Source organism: Nostoc sp. LEGE 12447 (assembly GCF_015206985.1).
Lineage (GTDB): Bacteria > Cyanobacteriota > Cyanobacteriia > Cyanobacteriales > Nostocaceae > Nostoc.
The window spans coordinates 344,605-362,054 of the sequence record NZ_JADEXT010000002.1 but is presented as its reverse complement, the minus strand read 5'-3'; the positions used below and the strand labels follow the sequence as shown (position 1 = coordinate 362,054).

The 17,450-nt window shown below is 42.1% G+C and carries 13 protein-coding genes and 1 pseudogene; 7 read left to right on the top strand and 7 right to left on the bottom strand.

Features of this window, described 5'->3' with window-relative positions:
- Window positions 1-16 precede the first annotated feature (16 nt).
- Window positions 17-2,371, bottom strand: coding sequence for a ribonuclease R family protein (locus IQ274_RS03985; protein ID WP_194141492.1), 2,355 nt, complete (start codon window positions 2,369-2,371; stop codon window positions 17-19).
- 916 nt (window positions 2,372-3,287) lie between these two features.
- On the opposite strand from IQ274_RS03985, the gene IQ274_RS03980 reads away from it, so the two are divergent.
- Together IQ274_RS03980 and IQ274_RS03975 are read left to right on the top strand one after the other, a co-directional pair.
- On the top strand, window positions 3,288-4,172 hold the full coding sequence (locus IQ274_RS03980; RefSeq protein ID WP_194141491.1) for a hypothetical protein: 885 nt from the start codon (window positions 3,288-3,290) through the stop codon (window positions 4,170-4,172).
- A gap of 382 nt (window positions 4,173-4,554) precedes the next feature.
- Window positions 4,555-4,773, top strand: a pseudogene (locus IQ274_RS03975) (hypothetical protein); the annotation flags it as partial.
- Between the two features lie 120 nt (window positions 4,774-4,893).
- Here IQ274_RS03975 and clpP read toward each other — a convergent pair.
- Window positions 4,894-5,505 carry an ATP-dependent Clp endopeptidase proteolytic subunit ClpP gene (clpP, locus tag IQ274_RS03970; protein WP_114084336.1) on the bottom strand — a complete coding sequence of 204 codons (612 nt, stop codon included), beginning with the start codon at window positions 5,503-5,505 and terminating at the stop codon, window positions 4,894-4,896.
- A gap of 696 nt (window positions 5,506-6,201) precedes the next feature.
- On the opposite strand from clpP, the gene IQ274_RS03965 reads away from it, so the two are divergent.
- The 3 genes from IQ274_RS03965 (at window position 6,202) to IQ274_RS03955 (ending at window position 9,300) form a co-directional block, all read left to right on the top strand.
- Complete coding sequence (locus IQ274_RS03965) at window positions 6,202-6,357, top strand: hypothetical protein (protein ID WP_167306178.1); 156 nt, start codon at window positions 6,202-6,204, stop codon at window positions 6,355-6,357.
- Window positions 6,358-6,524: 167 nt separating this feature from the next.
- Window positions 6,525-8,582, top strand: coding sequence for a thioredoxin domain-containing protein (locus tag IQ274_RS03960; RefSeq protein WP_194141490.1), 2,058 nt, complete (start codon window positions 6,525-6,527; stop codon window positions 8,580-8,582).
- A gap of 88 nt (window positions 8,583-8,670) precedes the next feature.
- Window positions 8,671-9,300, top strand: coding sequence for a molybdenum cofactor guanylyltransferase (locus IQ274_RS03955; RefSeq protein ID WP_194141489.1), 630 nt, complete (start codon window positions 8,671-8,673; stop codon window positions 9,298-9,300).
- A gap of 84 nt (window positions 9,301-9,384) precedes the next feature.
- Here the strand turns inward: IQ274_RS03955 and IQ274_RS03950 are convergent, their stop codons facing one another.
- Entirely contained in the window at window positions 9,385-10,884 is a 1,500-nt protein-coding gene (locus IQ274_RS03950; RefSeq protein ID WP_194141488.1) for a family 10 glycosylhydrolase, read from the bottom strand.
- Between the two features lie 448 nt (window positions 10,885-11,332).
- On the opposite strand from IQ274_RS03950, the gene IQ274_RS03945 reads away from it, so the two are divergent.
- Window positions 11,333-12,268 (top strand): ABC transporter substrate-binding protein, encoded by a 936-nt coding sequence (locus IQ274_RS03945; RefSeq protein ID WP_194141487.1) that lies wholly within the window; start codon window positions 11,333-11,335, stop codon window positions 12,266-12,268.
- Between the two features lie 102 nt (window positions 12,269-12,370).
- Here IQ274_RS03945 and IQ274_RS03940 read toward each other — a convergent pair whose 3' ends face one another.
- The 4 genes from IQ274_RS03940 to IQ274_RS03925 form a co-directional block, all read right to left on the bottom strand.
- A complete protein-coding gene (locus IQ274_RS03940) occupies window positions 12,371-13,339 on the bottom strand; it encodes an FTR1 family iron permease (protein WP_194141486.1) in 969 nt (322 codons plus the stop codon).
- Window positions 13,340-13,452: 113 nt separating this feature from the next.
- Entirely contained in the window at window positions 13,453-13,887 is a 435-nt protein-coding gene (locus IQ274_RS03935) for a ferritin-like domain-containing protein (protein WP_012412436.1), read from the bottom strand.
- A gap of 187 nt (window positions 13,888-14,074) precedes the next feature.
- Entirely contained in the window at window positions 14,075-15,112 is a 1,038-nt protein-coding gene (locus tag IQ274_RS03930; protein ID WP_194141485.1) for a helix-hairpin-helix domain-containing protein, read from the bottom strand.
- A gap of 165 nt (window positions 15,113-15,277) precedes the next feature.
- Window positions 15,278-16,303 (bottom strand): multicopper oxidase domain-containing protein, encoded by a 1,026-nt coding sequence (locus IQ274_RS03925; protein ID WP_194141484.1) that lies wholly within the window; start codon window positions 16,301-16,303, stop codon window positions 15,278-15,280.
- A gap of 711 nt (window positions 16,304-17,014) precedes the next feature.
- Between IQ274_RS03925 and IQ274_RS37680 the strand changes: the two genes are divergently transcribed.
- Window positions 17,015-17,206: a CbtB domain-containing protein gene (locus tag IQ274_RS37680; RefSeq protein ID WP_012412434.1), complete on the top strand. Its 192-nt coding sequence runs from the start codon at window positions 17,015-17,017 to the stop codon at window positions 17,204-17,206.
- Window positions 17,207-17,450: the final 244 nt, after the last annotated feature.

The following is a 17,450-nucleotide window of genomic DNA, read 5'->3' as shown; positions in this document are numbered from 1 at the left end:
TGAAGTTTGGTGGATTTTACTCGTCTTCAGAGTAAGGATCTAGGTCATCGGGCTCTATATCATTTGGTAAATACAGGTCTGAAAGCTCCTCATTGGAACCATTACCAGTTATCCCTTTAGCTAGGCCATCGCTGCCAACAGTTACCAAATCAATTTGTTGACGGTAGTAATCGACACTCTTAACTTGGACGGCGACGCGATCGCCTAATCGATAAGAAGCGCGATTTTTGCGCCCAAATAGTGCCTGTTGTCTGGCGCGATATTCATACCAATCATCTTTGAGAGAACTGACGTGTACCAATCCCTCTACCCGCAAAGGCACACCAGGATTACTGCTAGATTCTACCTCGGCTGCTGGTACTTCAATTTCCACAAAGAAACCGTAGGATTGAACGCCGGTAATCACGCCTTGAAATACCTGGCCGATGCGTTGCTTCATCAGTTGGGCTTTTTGCAGTCCGGCTAAATCAGCTTCAGCTTCTTGGACTTCTTTTTCTCGGTCGTTGATTTGGACAATTACCCTAGTTAAATCGCTTTGGAGTTCTTGTTGCAATTCTGGGGGTAAAACGTTCCAGTTAATTTCCTCGTGGCTAGAGGAGTGGCGCAGGTTAACGCGTTCTCTGACACGGGTATTGCGGCGATCGCGTCCGTTTTCGAGTAGCGCGTAATACACTCTCTGCATCAGCAAATCTGGGTAACGCCGCAAGGGAGCGCTAAAGTGGACATATTGCGGTAGTGCCAGACCAAAGTGAGATCCTTTGGTGGTGCTGTATGCTGACGGCTTAAGGGTATCTTGCAATAAGTAAGTAAGAACTTGCTCAGAGGGAGATTCGGCAAAAGCTGTGGTTAAATGTTGATAATCTAGGGGTTGGATATCTACTTCTGGATCTAGTGTGAGGTCAACGCCTAAATTGACTGCCAATTTCAGCATTTCCTGAACATCTTCGACATCGGGCGTGCCTTGGACTCGCCAGATAGCGGGAACACCAAGAGCATTTAAGTGAGTTGCGATCAGTTGATTAACTAACAGTACCAACTCTGTGAGTAGCGATCGCACTGGTAAATCATTCACTACCACTGCGCCGAGAATCCCCTCATCATAATAGGCGTTTTGGCTGGGCGGCAGATTCAACTGGAGGCTACCACGATTCAACCGTACCTGCTTCACGCCTGTTTGCAAGGCTTGGAGGTCTTGCAGTATTTGGACGACCTGTGGAGATTGATCGTGAGCTTCACCTGTGAGAATTGCTTGGGCAAGTTCAGTACTTAGAGCAGTTTCGACGTTAATTACACTAGGTTGAATTTCCCACTCCAACACTTCTCCAGATTGGGGATCAATGGTAATTAAAAAAGAGATCGTTAAGCGATCGCTCCCAGGTACTAAAGAACAGCGTTCTGCCACAACTGCGGGCAAAATTGGCAGTACTAATTCTCCCAGATACACTGATTTCCCGCGTTTGAGTGCTTCTCTATCTAAGGCTTCATCAGGTTGGACATAGTGAGAAACATCAGTGATATGAACGCCCAAAAGCCAATTTCCGGCTAAGTTTTTTTCTAAACTAAAAGCGTTTTCTATAACTTTGGTGTCACCATTTACCCCTTCAATGGTGAGAGTAAACAAATTACGCAAATCCAACCGATTTTTTAGGTCTGCTTTGAGTAGCTTTTTGGGTAACTTGGCGGCTGCTTCGAGGACATGATCGGGAAAAGTCCGGGAAAGGTCGTGTTTGCAAGTAACTAAATCTATATCAGCAGCAGCTTCGGCATCGCTACCGAGGATTTGCACCACTCGACCAAGGGGAGGATATTGTGCCAACGGGTAACGCAATACTTCCACATGAACAAGGTGGTCGATCGCTTCTTCCAACTTTACCTCGTTAGGTTGGATCTTGAGTTCAAACAGCAATCGATCATCTAAAGGCACAGCCCTAAAACCAGTTTCCACCTGCTTAATTCGTGCCAATAACGTGTGGTTGGAACGTTCTAGAATCAGCTTCACTTCTCCTTCAGGAGAGCGACGGCGGCTGCCTTCTTTGAGAACTCTAACCAAAACGCGATCGCCATTCCAAGCATTACTCAAATGACTTTCGCGGATGTAAATATCCTCGGCTCCTTCCACATCTTGAATAGCAAAGCAAAAGCCTTTACTAGAACAACGGAGTTTTGCCTCGATTATTCCCTCTTCTGAAACACGACGGTATTTGCCCCGTTCTTTGACCAAAATACCGATTTTTTCGAGAACATCTAAGGCAATGTGAAGTTTTTGTAAACTTTTTTCATCTTCACAGCCAAGTTTCTTTTCTAAAACCTTCCGAGCTACCAATTTATCATCGGTGAAATTGGCAAGGAGTGTAGCGATTGAAAATTCCATGCAGTGAACCGACCTTTGGTCAAAACATCATTTTTTGTTTAATCTGGTTCATTCCTGTATACCCTCAAGGCTTACAGAAACAAGCTGGAAACGAATTGCCCAGAGGCAAGGCTTCCTAAGTTCTAAGGAAAGGAAACCCAACCCAGCAAGAGTGGGAAACTACTCCGGCAGTTTCGAGCAAAGGAAGCCTACCCACGGACAACTCTGGGCATCTACGAACTTCTCACTGCACGATGCTCTCAGAATTCACCTGCGTTCAAGTCACTTCACCTAACCAAACTTAAGATTGCACGCCTGATTTTACAATTTAGCCCCGCTAGTGAATTACGCGACGGGTTTTTGAGAAGTTGGGTTTAGAGAATCCATACTGCTCAAAAGCGCTATGCAGGGGAGCCACTGCGGTGAGGCAGCCCCCGTCTTAGCGCAGCCTTAGCGAGGTAAGAGCGTCTGGGGGACTGCCGAACCCCAAGTGGAGCAAGTGGCGTGGAAACTACAGGTGTTTGATTGTCTAGAGTGAAGGTAATTTTACGCCATTAGAATCTGATTTTTAACTAGGAGGAACTGCCGGTGAACCCAATTTTCCCACATGTAGAATCGGTAACAATTAGGTGAGCAGCTTAATAAGCAGTGAGGGCGAACCTTATCTCCATTATTGTAGATTTAGAGCGCACTTCCAGAAAATAGTTCTAGATATCTAGTTGGGTAATCAGTATAGCATTGCAGGCAAGACTACCCAGATAAGTTAGCACTAGCCAAAAATTTCGTCAAAAAACAGCTACTGCTACAATTGGGACACTAGACAAAGCATTAAAAGGGACTGGGGATTGGGTATTAGGGATGAGGATTAAAATAATTCTTTCCCCTGTCCCAGTCTCCAATCCCAAGTCCCCAAAAGATTTAGATTGGTAGTAGTATTATGTTGGCTCAATTCCAGAGCTTGTATCCCAAGGGCAGTCTGATTTCTGAATTAGTGCAAATTTTTCAAGGAAAATATATTGTCCGGGCAAGCGTGCAAGTTGAAGGCGTAACCCGTGCGACGGGTATGGCAGCAGCAGAAACAGTAGAAGCAGCAGAAGACCAGGCCAGAACTAGGGCATTGATAGTTTTGGGTATTACAAATGCGCCACCAGAATCAGTGGAATTTAGCTCAAATTCAATTTCTTCAGCGCAGCTAAATCCCTCCTTGAATACCAAAGGTGGATTGGGTGAATCTACTTATTCTTCTACGAAAGCTGGGGATTTTGTCGGTAGTCAATGGCCAGAGGTTAGCGACAAAGAAATATCTATACCGCCTTCCAAAGTCCGCAACATCAAACCAGAAGTAGTAACAACCAGTAACGAACAGTACGAATACAGTAGTGCTGCCCCTTTACCAAGCGATAACTATAGCCAAGATTTAAGTCAAAACTTTCCTGTGACTACCAACCGGGAGCTAGAATTTGATCCTCCAGTTGAAAACTTGGAAATAACGTTTAGTAACGAGCCAGAAAATCAAACCTTTCCAGCAATTTCTGCTAATAATGTCACACCATTTACACCTCGGAGTTACAGCCCTCAAGAGGATGTCCCTACCCCGTCAGTGACAGGAAAGAGAAAGAAGAAAGCTGAACCCGTGGATTTATCGGATGTAATTGCAAAAACAGATGTCGAACTTCAGCGTTTAAACTGGACACCAGAACAGGGACGGGAGCATCTGATTAAAACCTACGGTAAACGAGGGCGTACTTTGCTAACTGAAGAAGAATTACACGGATTCCTTAAATACCTTCAATCGCAGCCTGACCCAATAGCGGGATTTTAATTTGTCATTTGTCATTTGTCCTTAACAATCACAAATGACAAATGATGCTGGCTGTTAAAACAGTGACGAAGCTATGGAACCTGTAAATTTTGCTAAAGTAATTGCTCAAACAGATATTGAGATACAGCGATTAGGCTGGACAATAGACCAGGGACGAGAGCATCTCAAAAAAAGTTACGGTAAGCGATCGCGTACTTTACTTACAGAAGTAGAATTACTAGAATTCCTTCAATATCTTGAATCACAACTGTTAAATGAAGTTGTGACTGCCAAAATTGATGTTGACACCGAACAGTTATGTTGGACACAACAGCAAGGGGAAATTAATGCTGAAATCGAACGATCATGTTGGATGAAAGAGGATGTAGTCCCTCGGTCAGTCACAGTAAGGAGAAAGAAGAAAGCTGAACCCGTGGATTTATCTGATGTAATTGCAAAAACAGATGTCGAACTTCAGCGTTTAAACTGGACACCAGAACAGGGACGGGAGCATCTGATTAAAACCTACGGTAAACGGGGACGTACTTTGCTAACTGAAGAAGAATTACACGGATTTCTCAAATACCTGCAATCTCAGCCAGACCCAAGCGCAGGATTTTGATTTGCAACTTCTAAATCAAGTTTTTAACTCAAATAACCCCTCTTCATAACTGAAGAGGGGTTATTTTTGAGGTTTAAGGGGATTAAAAGTGGTAAATCACCATTTAATTAATCGTGACTATTAATTCACAGCAGCAACAGCTGGACGGCTACCAGCAGCGTGGCGGTCAATCACTTGGTCAATCAAACCGTATTCCCTAGCTTCCTCTGGTGACATGAAGAAGTCACGTTCAGTATCTTCAGCAATGCGCTCAATTGGTTGACCTGTATGTTCAGCTAAATAGTCATTTAGCCGCTTCTTGTGGTACAAAATCTCCCGCGCCTGAATTTCAATATCAGTCGCCTGTCCTTGAGCGCCACCAAGAGGTTGATGAATCATAATCCGAGAATGGGGTAAACTCATCCGCTTACCCTTAGCACCCGCGCTGAGAAGGAAAGCGCCCATACTCGCCGCCAATCCGGTACAAATTGTACAGACATCAGGGCGAATATGTTTCATAGTGTCAAAAATGCCCATACCAGCCGTCACCGAACCACCGGGAGAATTGATGTACATATAAATGTCCTTCTCCGGGTCTTCAGCATCCAAATACAGCAGTTGGGCAACAATCAAGTTAGCAATGTTGTTGTCAACTTGTTGTCCCAAAAAGATGATGCGCTCACGTAACAGCCGTGAGTAGATGTCAAAGGCGCGTTCACCTCGACCCGATTGTTCAATAACGATAGGAATCATGGAAGCGTGTTTGTGGCTACTTTAAATACATTTTATCGGTGACAGCACGAAACTGGGGTTTATCTCTACTGTTCTCAAACAGATAACTTAAATTTTGATTGAGGAAGGCAGGAGGCAGGAGGAAAACTGCCCGACGCTCGCAGACTCGCTTGCCGCCGGCGCTATCTGTTTCCTGCCGCGACCAACTAGGGAAAGGTTTTAGGACAAGAACACTGTTGTGTCAGCTTCCCGCAGGGTACGAAACTTCAGTGGTTTCAATTCATCCGGGGTCGAATCCTATAAATGAATTGCTTCTGTTGCCTACTTCAACATTTTCCCTTGCTCCCTGCCCCCTGCTCCCTGCTCCCTGCTTTCTTACCTCTTTTTCAACCTTTAAGGGCACTTTTTAGCCGCAAAAGCTGTCTAAGAGAATATCCCATGCAGGGAAGAACAAATCAAAAAACTCTAAATTATCGCCAATTTCATGATCTCGACCTTTGTTAGATAACTTTGGCGATGTAGTCATTAAACCGATAACCGAAATCAAACTTGCTTAAGGACTTGTGTTAAATTTCTGTAACATTTTAAACATTTTTTTAGGATTTCCCTCGGCAATTATCAAGTTATTTTTGTTAGATTCGGTAAATCGATAGTACGAGGTGTATTCAGAATAACCAGTCCTAATTGAAATGCTATCCCCTCAGAGAGAGACGTGCCATGCTGGAAAAACTTATACAAGCCGCCATCATCACCTTCTTGCTCCACCTGATAGCAGGACTTAGCCCAAATGCTTTAATTCAGTCAAAGACAGCATCACCTGTGCCAGAAACACCACCAAATATTGTCAGCTTGCTATTGCGATCTTTTCAGTAAAAATAGTTCACAAATTACACAGGTGTCGGCGATATCAATGATGTGTACTACTCCTAACCGAGGGGTAAGTCGCTTGTAGGATTATCTTGCATATACATAGCTGTCTAGGTTAACACTCTTGGGAACAAGGTAGACTGAGCAAAGAAGGCAACTATTTGCATTTGATCATGACTAATCGCCTTGCTCAAGCTAAGAGCCTCTATCTCCGCAAACACGCCGAAAACCCCATTGATTGGTGGCCTTGGTGTGACGAAGCGCTTGCAACTGCAAGGGCGCAAAATAAACCGATTTTTCTTTCCATTGGCTACTCTAGTTGCCATTGGTGTACTGTCATGGAAGGCGAAGCTTTTTCTGATAGTGCGATCGCTGACTACATGAATGCTAATTATCTTCCCATCAAAGTAGACAGGGAAGAAAGACCTGACCTCGATAGCATCTATATGCAAGCTTTGCAGATGATGAGCGGTCAGGGGGGTTGGCCTTTGAATATCTTTCTTTCCCCAGAAGATTTAGTGCCGTTTTACGCTGGGACTTATTTCTCTGTAGACCCGCGCTATGGTCGTCCTGGATTTTTGCAGGTGTTGCAAGCCCTTCGCCGTTATTACGACACCGAAAAAGCAGAATTACAACAACGTAAAGCCTTAATTATCGAGTCCCTGCTCACGTCTGCGGTGTTGCAAGACGGTACAACAACTGAGCTTGAAGACCGCGAATTACTCCGCCAAGGTTGGGAAACCAGCACAGGTGTAATTACTCCTGGTCAATCTGGTAATAGCTTTCCGATGATTCCCTATACAGAATTAGCACTGCGGGGAACTCGATTTAATTTTGAATCTCGTTATGATGGCAAGCAAGTTTGTACCCAGCGAGGACTAGACTTAGCGCTGGGAGGCATTTATGACCATGTAGGTGGTGGTTTTCATCGCTATACTGTTGACCCGACTTGGACAGTACCGCATTTTGAAAAGATGCTCTACGACAATGGACAGATTGTGGAGTATCTAGTAAATTTATGGAGTGCAGGAGTACAGGAACCAGCGTTTGAGAGAGCAGTTGCTGGTACTGTACAATGGCTAAAGCGAGAAATGACCGCACCGGAAGGTTACTTCTATGCTTCTCAAGATGCCGATAGCTTCACCCAAGCCACAGCAGTAGAACCAGAAGAAGGAGCCTTTTATGTTTGGAGTTACAGCGAAGTCCAAGAACTATTAACGCCTGAAGAATTAACGGAATTACAACAACAATTTACTGTTACCCCTAACGGCAACTTTGAAGGACGTAATGTTTTACAAAGAAGGAATTTAGGCAAACTGAGTGCAACGCTAGAAACCTCACTGAATAAGCTGTTTATTGTTCGCTATGGCGTTAGTTCTGAGTCGCTAGAAACTTTTCCCCCGGCTCGTAACAACGAGGAAGCAAAAACCACTAATTGGCCAGGTCGCATTCCCTCGGTGACAGATACGAAAATGATTGTCGCCTGGAATAGCTTAATAATTTCTGGGCTAGCTAAGGCTGCTGGCGTTTTCCAACAACCATCATATTTGGAATTAGCAGCACGAGCGGCGAATTTTATCTTGGAAAATCAGTTTGTTGATGGGCGTTTTCAGCGACTCAACTATCAAGGCGAACCGACTGTGTTAGCGCAGTCTGAAGATTACGCCTTTTTTATTAAAGCTCTGCTAGATTTACAAGCTTCCAACCCTGAGAATCAGCAATGGTTAGAAAATGCGATCGCTATCCAAGATGAATTTAACGAATTTCTCTGGAGTGTGGAATTAGGCGGTTACCATAACACATCAAGTAATTCTAGTCAAGATTTAATTGTCAGAGAACGCAGTTACGTGGATAATGCTACACCATCAGCTAATGGAATTGCGATCGCTAATCTTGTCCGTCTCGCTTTACTCACCGATAATCTAGATTATTTGGATTTAGCGGAACTTGGTTTGAAAGCTTTTAAGAGTGTAATGCATCGCGCTCCCCAAGCTTGTCCCAGCTTGTTTACAGCTTTGGATTGGTATCGTAATTCTACCTTGATTCGTAGCACTACTGAGCAAATAAACTCGCTGATCCCCAAGTTTCTACCAACAGCTGTATTTGCCGTAACATCTGATTTACCAGAGGGAAGCGTTGGGTTAGTTTGCCAAGGTTTGAAGTGTCTTGCACCAGCAGAAAATGTAGAGCATTTATTGCAGCAAGTAGAGAAAAGTCAGAATAGGGGATGATGGGCATGGGGCATGGGGTTATTCTCTTTGTTTGTTTGGTGCCTACTCTCCAGTTCTTAGTACCCAGACCCCGATTCGATGTATAAATATGACGACCAGAAGCGAATTAACAGCAATTGTATTAGCAGGTGGTAAAAGTTCTCGCATGGGTCAAGATAAAGCCTTAATTCCCATTGAAGGGATGCCGTTGTTACAGCGAGTTTGTAGCATTGCTCAAAGCTGTAGCGATACTGTTTATATAATCACTCCCTGGCCAGAACGCTATCAAGATTTGCTTTTGCCTGGTTGCCAATTTATTCGAGAAGTACCTTTATCTGGAGAATCCCTCGCTCATGGGCCTTTAGTTGGTTTTGCTCAAGGACTAGCCGAAGTGCAGACAGAATGGGTATTACTCCTGGCTTGCGATTTACCAAGGTTGCGAGTTGAGGTGTTGCAAGAATGGGTAACTAGACTTGATAACGTGGGGGATGATGCGATCGCAGCTTTAGCTCATCATCCTAAAGGTTGGGAACCTCTGTGTGGTTTCTATCGCCGTCGCTGTTTGCCACAACTCTTAGAGTTTATCAACCAAGGGGGGCGATCGTTTCAACAATTGCTTCGGCAATATCCTGTGGAAGTTTTGCCTTTAGCAAAACCCGAAATGCTGTTTAACTGTAATACACCAGAAGATTTGGCTTTAAGTTTAGTTGAAGAAGCTTCAGAATTCAGAATCAATTAGTGGGAATAAAAGAAATGAGGGAAATTTTCCTTCTGAATTCTGTTAGCGGTAGCGGGGCATTTAGCCCGTCCTGAATTATATTATTTAACGAATGCGACAAAATTTGCGATCGTTATCATTCTCAGGATATTGCCAAGAATAGGCAAAATGGCTAACTCCCTTCAGTTGGGGCGCAAATTGTCGGAGTGCCTGCATTTGCACTTCAAGGGATGGACGATTACTGACCGATTCTCCCCATTTGCCTGCTAAAGCTGGAATCACTTTTGTACCTGGTTTTGTCATACTCAAAACCCGTTTCACTTGCGCCACAATACAACTGACATTACCGCAATTCCCATAAGACATGGGATGCCACTCTAATGTAGTAGGGAAGCGATCCCAAGGTTGTAAGCGAGAATCATACCCTTGTCCTACAGTTTGGTTGCCATCAGGGAAAAACACTACTCCCGTAGAAACACCTTGCTGCTTTGCTGGGTAACTGGCTATATTGACAAAATCTAGAATTCCTTGCATAGCGTGAGCAACTGCTAGCTGCCACAATTCCCATTGCAAAAGTGGTTGTCTGTCGGTTGCAGACAGAATTGATTTTTGCGCTGCTGGGGGAATGCGTCCTTGCCAAAGCGGTTCCCCTTCCTGGGGATAAAGTTTATCAATTTCCGCGATATCTCCGGCGGTGACATATCCCTTGCTCAAATAGCGTCGAATTAAGTCCAGTCCTTTGTAATTCAGTGCCCGTTTAAATAAAGCTTCTTGAATTGCAGGACTAAATAGCCATAAATCTGAAACTTTGGTGGCGATGGAATCACTTCCTGCTTGTCGGGGATAGCGCACATAGTCTAATAGCAAGCCATCTGGACGACGGCGCAAAACTTCTTTTACTAATTGGTAGTAGTCGCTTTTTGCTTGCGAGTTGTAGGGGTCGATAAATACTTGAGAGCCGTTATCTACGACATATAGGCTTGTTTGACCTTTGCCATTTCGGGCGATCGCACTTTCTCTATCTCGTCGCTGGGCGTAAGTATAGCCGAAATTGTTAGTAAACATCCAGGCGTAGACTTTCAAACCACGTTGCCGACCTTTTTGAATTGCTGTGGCGAGTATATCGATGTTTTCTGTCCCTGGAGTGCGAATTACAGAAGGCCAAGCCGTCGGGTTAGCTTTTGCTGGCAATAATGCCTGCCCGTCATAAAATACTTCCACATACACTTGGTTATAGCCACGGTTGACAATCCGATCCATAATCTGGTCAACTATTCCTGGCTGAATATCACAGGGATACAAGCGTAACCAGACAGCTTGGATTTGTGGCCAAGTGCGAGTGCGGCACTGCTGTAATTCCTGTGCCTGTTTTTTGATTAAGTTTTGGTAGCGGGTTTGGGCATCTTGATTGCCTTTAAGAGCTGATAAACGTAAGTTTTCTTTTTCTTTCGCCGCCGACGATGATAACTGGCAATATTGGGTTACTTGCGCCCTTGCTGGTTCGGCTCCAAAATTGGGCAGCAACGAACTACTAGTGAAAACAACAGCGAATATACGCCGCCAAAATAATGTTGATCTTGCAAAGCTTAAAGGATGGTTAGACATATCTTCCAGTAGATGGACACAATAATCATCGACCCCAATTCAGATAATTGTAGGTAACGTGTATCGAATTATATAAGTAAACATTAAGGGTTTAAAACCTATTTTTTCAAGACTGCCTAAGCCCTATTTGTGTTGCCGCATTTTTTTATAAAGACATAAACGTATATAAGGAAGTATAAAACATCTGAATACAAAGCAAGTTTAGTCTACTATTGGGTAGATTGCGCCTCTACCTTAGTTAGTGAAAATCTGCCAAAGCTAGTAGTTTTTTTGAAACAAGAATAGGTTGACTTTTAGCTCTTGTCATTAGCGACATCTTTTCAATCTCTGGCTTCGTTGATCCAGTTTGGTACTTTATAGCTATATTGCTAAAAGCTACATTTACGATTTTTGAATGTGTTGCTAAGTATGCTTCTTATGCAATTCTTACCCAAGAAGGAATTTTAATATGCATCGTCGTTGGCTATTATCTGCTTTAGCACTTTTTATGAGTATAGTTTTAGCTGCTTGCACGACTCCAACCACTCAGCAGTCACAAATAAAAGTCACAAACCCTACTGAGACAATCAACGCAAATTCTCAACAACTACCAACAGGATCGATAAAAAGAGTTGTTGCTCTTTCTTCTCTTTCTGCGGATATCATCTCTCGACTTAATTCAACCAAAATTGTCGGAATCATTGGTAGTAAATTATTTAAAAATGACTCAAGATTCAAAGATATTCCCCGTGTTAGTGAAGGACAAAACCCACCAAACTTAGAAAAAGTTGTGGCACTAAAGCCAGATTTAGTTATTGGTGCAGAAGGTTTTTCTAACATCCCAATTCAAAAACTTCAGCAGCTAGGAATTAACACCTTTCTCACTAAGGTGAATAACTGGGAATCTCTAGAAGAACTTACTAAAACCCTTGCTAAAAAAATTGATGCCGATCCTCTGCCTTTGTTAAATCGTTATAAAACTTTCTTGCCAAAAAAGCCAACTCAGGGTTTTTCTACTCTAGCACTGGTTAGTCGTCAACCAATCTTAGCGCCGAATAAAAATAGTTGGGCTGGGGATTTGTTGGCAAAATTTCAGGCAAAAAATATAGCAGCAGATTTACAAGGAAAGAGTCCAATTGGTGGTTATGTGACGCTTTCTGCTGAGAAAGTTTTAGAAGCAAATCCAGAGGTGATAATTTTGGTTAATCCCCCACAAGGGAATTCAGAAGCAGCACTTTTAGATTCGCTGAAGAAGGAAGCTTTTTGGCAGCAACTACAAGCAACTAAAAATAACCGAGTTTATGTGTTTGATTATTTTGGTTTGGTGAATCCGGGTAGTATAGATGCAATTGAAAAGACTTGTCAGCAGCTTAAGCAAGTGTTGTTTGCACCACAGGGCACTTAGTTGAATTAAATATAATTAGTAATCTTAATTTAATTTATGAAAATTGTAAGACCTCAGAACCCCGACTTATTTAATAAATCGGGGTTATCGTTGCTTGTGCTTTTAATCTTTTGCAGAACTAATCGGTTTTTGACCAAAGGGGATATTTTTTTTACCTTCAGGAGAAGCACCTCCAAGGCTGCGGAAATACAATCCTCCAATGGTAAGTAAAAAGGTCACATATCCCACTGCTTGTACAAGATAGAGATTGTCTCTGTAACCAAATAAAGATTTGAGAATAATCCCAGGAAATTGTTCGTCAGGCAAGATTGTGGAAGTATTTGCAACCATTGGCCCCAAAATACAGGAGTGGACTTTTGTAAAACGTTCGTAATAGAAACAAAAGCTTTCTGTGGAACGACTGCTAAGGGCAAGGTTAGCCACAGCTTCGTCAAAGTGTTTCAAGCTTGAAACTACCAACCCAGCCACAATCAACACTAAGAAAACGCCCATTACCTGGAAAAACTGGCGGATGTTAATTTTGACACCCCATTTAAATAGCAGCACTCCAATGGCTGTTGCTGCTACCAAACCAGCAATAGCACCCAATGCTGGCATTAATCCCTGTTGAAAATTAGCAGCAACGAACAGAACAGTTTCAAAGCCTTCACGGACAACGGCAATTAAAATTAAAGTAAAAACACCCCAGCCAGCATTTGAGTTTTGTGTCAGCGCTTCTGTTACTGCTCCCTCAACCGTAGCTTTCATGAATCTGGCTTGTTTAGTCATCCAGATTAGCATCCAACTGAGCATTGCGATCGCTAATACGCTAAATACACCTTCCAAGGCTGGCTCAACTACCGAGGTGTATTGAGGATTCGCGGCTCCCAGTATTTGAATTACCCAACTGAATAGCACACCTATAAAAGCACTGACAACAATGCCAACGCCGATACCAGCATATACCCAAGAGTTGAGTCGGGATTGTTTAGCTTTTTTTAGCAACGCTAGCACAATACCAACAACAAGGGCCGCTTCTACTCCTTCTCGGAGTGTGATTATAAAAGTAGGTAGAGCAGTACTAAAATTCATTTTTTGTCCTTTGTCTTTTGTCTTTTGTCATTAGTCAGTTGTCCTTTGTCATTTGAATTTGTTTTTAACTAATGACCAATGACCAATGACTAATGACTAATGACTAATGACTATTAGCTAAAATCGCGTAGCATCTTTTTCAGTTCGAGATTATGCATCTCTTCTTGTCCAATCATGCCGCGAGCGAATTCTTCCAGATAAATACTAGCATTGGTGACAGTTTCGAGCAGATTTTTATACAGATCCAATGCCTTTTTTTCGTGAGATAAGCTTTCTTCCAAGATATCCTTGACTTTATGCTGGTAAGTTTCTTCCATTGGGGCAATTTTCAGGGAGGGATGCCCATCTAAACCGGTGAGAATTTCTCCTACTTGTTCAGCATGAAGTAAAGACTCGCTTGCCTGTGCTTTGAAAAAAGCCACAATTGGAATACGGTTAGGGCCAGTCACCATCAAAGAATAATGTGTATAACGCACTACTCCTGCTAGTTCAAATTCCATGATGGCGTTCAGCAAGTCGATAGTCTTTTTATAGTCAAGTTCTTGCATCAGTTCTTAGTTCAAGTAACGAATGGAGTGTAATTAGGTAGAAGTTAGGAGTTAGGAGTGAGGAGTTGGAAGTCAAGAGTTAGCAAATCGGGATTCTTAACTCAGGACTCTTAATTCATAACCCCTAACTCTTAACGATTTCATCATTTTAAACTCCTTCGCATCAGCTTTCCATTAAAACAAAGTGTTATCGCTGTGCTTGGGTATTGGATTTGTCAACTACTTTTTGAGAGTTTTCCTCAATGGTTTTTACCAGCTTGGTGACATCATTAGGTGTTTTGACTGCTTTTGCTGGTGGGATGGCGGCGGGCCAAACTTTTATTAGTTCAGCAAAACTAGAATCGATCGCTTTGTGCGCTTCGGGATCTGCTTGAGCTACTTGACTAGAAATTCCTTTGTATAAATCATTGGCGTAAACGACAAAACCACGGGAGTCTTGATACTCAATTGGCGCGGTTATTTTACCATTTGCGATCGCAGCGCCATATTCGGAGTTAGCTGAATCTAGCAGTTCGTTAATTACCTGTAGCACAAATCCTGGTTTTGAGCGTTGAGCTTCTGGCAAAGCTGCGATCGCTCCGTCAACTGCTTGCACTGAAGAAGTAAAATTAGTTTTAACTTTGCTATCCTTCGGACTAGATTTTACTAAATCTTGCAAACTCACTAATGTTGTCTTAAATTCTTTGACTTTGCGCTCATTTAATTGGTCTTCTACATCAACATAAATTTCCTCAACTGGATGTCCAATATGAGGTTCTGCTTGTTTTGGCTGATTCTGATCTAGCAGCTCTTGTGCTACCAAAAGATGCCCTTTCATTAAGCCCAATTTACTCATGTAGTCAACATCTTTCGCCTCACCTGTGAGTGCCACTTCTTGAACACCAACCTGGTCTTTAATTTGGTCAAATTGTTCTTGAGTAATTACTTTTTTAGTAACTAAATCTTCTGGGCTGCCATAAGGACGACCTGCCTGGATTTTGTTAGATAAAGCTGGAACACCTAGTTTGGCTTCAAACTTATCTAATTCTGACAAAATAGCAGTGTTAATGTTAATTTTTTCTTTGCTACCATGACCGCTATGACTGTTATTACTGACTGCCTCTGTAGCTGGGGTACTAACAACTGGTGCTGATGGATTTTCTGCGGTTGGTGTACTGCTACAGGAACTCAAGGTAATTATTGCCGCAGTTGCAACAGTTAAGCAGATATAACGAACTTTTATCATTTTTGCTCCTCACACAAATAAAAAGGTATTAATTGAAACATTTCAAACTATTAGTAGAAGCTAGTTTGTTTGACACGTTGTAGTAGACTTTACTTTGACATATAATGACAGTTGTTATCAACTAGTTGAACTAAAATTTTAAGAAATTAATAACAAATTATTTATTTAAGAATTTTTAACAGTATTTTGAGAGTTGCTCTCAGTAAGTACTTCAAATTGACCCATGCAACCGTTTTCTGCGATCGCATCCTGATGGGGATGGAACATATACTTACCTGGGTAGCGAAAAGCAAATTCCAAGATGTGCCTTTCTGCTACACCCATCGTAATCACATCAGTTTTCTCGCTAGGAGTCATACTCATGCCATAGCGATAGACATCAAAGAAATTGGCGTGGAGATGAAACGTCACTGCCGGATCGTATTCAATAATGTTGAGAACATACAGCCTAATCAACTGATCCTTGTAAATAGGAATGGGATTATGCATGTAATAGTGGGGCAAACCATTGAAAGCATAATAATCGTTATGACTGTCATCATTTACGTCATACCCACCCATCACTAGTACAATCTCATCAGCCGGGGGACGGGGAGTAGGTGGATCGATGATAAACATCCCGTACAGTCCTTTGGCAATGTGACGGGTGACGGGTTCAATATGGCAGTGGTATAAGTGAACGCCATAAGGTTCAGCATCAAATTCATAAATTGTGGCGCTACCATTGCTGATTGGGCGAACACCATCCATTTCCGCCGGATGAACCCCATGAAAATGCAAAGAGTGAGAATGTCCTGCATTATTGAGAAATAGTATCCGAATGCGATCGCCCTGTTTCGCCCGTAACGTTGGGCCTGGTATGCGACCATTTAAGTCCCAGATGTTGTAAGAGACAGCACTATTGAGCTTTATGATGGAAGTACCCGCAGTTAGCTGAAATTCCCGGATAGTCTGTCCATTTTCTTGCTTTACCGTCCCATAATCAAAATCCCTTAACATCTTCATCGGGTTAGTAACATCGTCTGGTGCTGACCTATTGAATGGTGGCACTTTAACGATTGACTTACTTTGTAGATTTAGCATCTGCCAAAGTCCAGCTGCACCAGTCACTCCAGCACCTGCTAGGCCCAGCTTCAATAATTGACGGCGGCTCCAAGGCTTTCCGTTACCTAGAGCGAAGTTGTTGGGCATGACATTTAGTTACGGTTAGCACCAAAAAAGAATTGCAAAAGATTTGCAATTGCTTTTAAAGCTTAGAGGAATTAATAATTATTGTCAATAATTTGATAGTGCTTAAAAGCTGTTATTTAGGTTCCTAAATCTAGATCGAGCTAGAATCAGTCTTTGAAAATTCTAGCCAAACTTGCTTTATTTCAACAGTATTATTACGTTTAAATTATGTATAAATTATGTTTAGCAAAACCTAACTGTTTTATACCTATTCCTGATATGCTTATTGCTTCAGCAATACCTGTCGTACAAACAATGAGTATAATAGCATCTTGGATATAGACACAAGCAAGCAAATATCGGTAATCAGTAGTGTATTTAATTGGCTTAGAGATAACATCAATTACATTTCAAGGAATTTTGGATGCTTGGTAACATGAGCATTTTTGATTTTTAATTTTAATCTGTTACCTTCGTGTTATCAGCTTTGAAAATGCCGTCATTCAAATCCATGTGTCATTCTTTTGTTATTTGTATGGATTTTATGTGGAGATTTCTACATCCTGATGAGCCGATGTTCAAAGGATAGTATAGTATTCACTAAAGTCGAATTACACAATACATTTGATACACACTTGTCAAATCCAAAGTTGATCGTATATCTTTTTCCAATCAAGTGGCATCATGCCTTTTGATTGATAAATTACCCAAATTAATTATAGGAGGTCAAAAATGACTACTTTTTCTCAAATGTCAGTATTGCACAAGACCGCAGGTATTACCTTATCCAAGCCTGTGCAGGTAACACTTTATATGTTGCTATCTTCTTTAGTTATATGGACTGTTTTGTTCTCCACCTATCCTGCGGTTCATAACACAGCACACTCAGCGCGTCACCATACATTAGGCGTTGCATGTCACTAAATTATCATAATCCCAAGATTTTTTAGGTGAATGAAAAACTTTGCTAGTTAACATAACAAAGTTACAACGCTAAAATATCGCAGGTTTCGCACGAGTGTTTTTGCTTGGAATAAATTTTAGGTAATGTAGAGATGCTTTTTTTCATCTCCACATTACCTTAACTGTATTTTGAATGGTGTCTGAATTTATGAATAATTCTTTTACTTGGTAATAAAAATATAGAGTAAGTTTCATCCACTGCTAT

What these genes read in the sequence shown, in the direction of transcription:
- IQ274_RS03930 (WP_194141485.1), bottom strand. Translation starts at nt 15,112, where the DNA reads ATGATAAAAGTTCGTTATATCTGCTTAACTGTTGCAACTGCGGCAATA.
- IQ274_RS03940 (WP_194141486.1), bottom strand. Translation starts at nt 13,339, where the DNA reads ATGAATTTTAGTACTGCTCTACCTACTTTTATAATCACACTCCGAGAA.
- IQ274_RS03935 (WP_012412436.1), bottom strand. Translation starts at nt 13,887, where the DNA reads ATGCAAGAACTTGACTATAAAAAGACTATCGACTTGCTGAACGCCATC.
- IQ274_RS03925 (WP_194141484.1), bottom strand. Translation starts at nt 16,303, where the DNA reads ATGCCCAACAACTTCGCTCTAGGTAACGGAAAGCCTTGGAGCCGCCGT.
- IQ274_RS03955 (WP_194141489.1), top strand. Translation starts at nt 8,671, where the DNA reads ATGACGACCAGAAGCGAATTAACAGCAATTGTATTAGCAGGTGGTAAA.
- IQ274_RS03945 (WP_194141487.1), top strand. Translation starts at nt 11,333, where the DNA reads ATGCATCGTCGTTGGCTATTATCTGCTTTAGCACTTTTTATGAGTATA.
- IQ274_RS37680 (WP_012412434.1), top strand. Translation starts at nt 17,015, where the DNA reads ATGACTACTTTTTCTCAAATGTCAGTATTGCACAAGACCGCAGGTATT.
- IQ274_RS03985 (WP_194141492.1), bottom strand. Translation starts at nt 2,371, where the DNA reads ATGGAATTTTCAATCGCTACACTCCTTGCCAATTTCACCGATGATAAA.
- IQ274_RS03980 (WP_194141491.1), top strand. Translation starts at nt 3,288, where the DNA reads ATGTTGGCTCAATTCCAGAGCTTGTATCCCAAGGGCAGTCTGATTTCT.
- IQ274_RS03950 (WP_194141488.1), bottom strand. Translation starts at nt 10,884, where the DNA reads ATGTCTAACCATCCTTTAAGCTTTGCAAGATCAACATTATTTTGGCGG.
- clpP (WP_114084336.1), bottom strand. Translation starts at nt 5,505, where the DNA reads ATGATTCCTATCGTTATTGAACAATCGGGTCGAGGTGAACGCGCCTTT.
- IQ274_RS03960 (WP_194141490.1), top strand. Translation starts at nt 6,525, where the DNA reads ATGACTAATCGCCTTGCTCAAGCTAAGAGCCTCTATCTCCGCAAACAC.
- IQ274_RS03965 (WP_167306178.1), top strand. Translation starts at nt 6,202, where the DNA reads ATGCTGGAAAAACTTATACAAGCCGCCATCATCACCTTCTTGCTCCAC.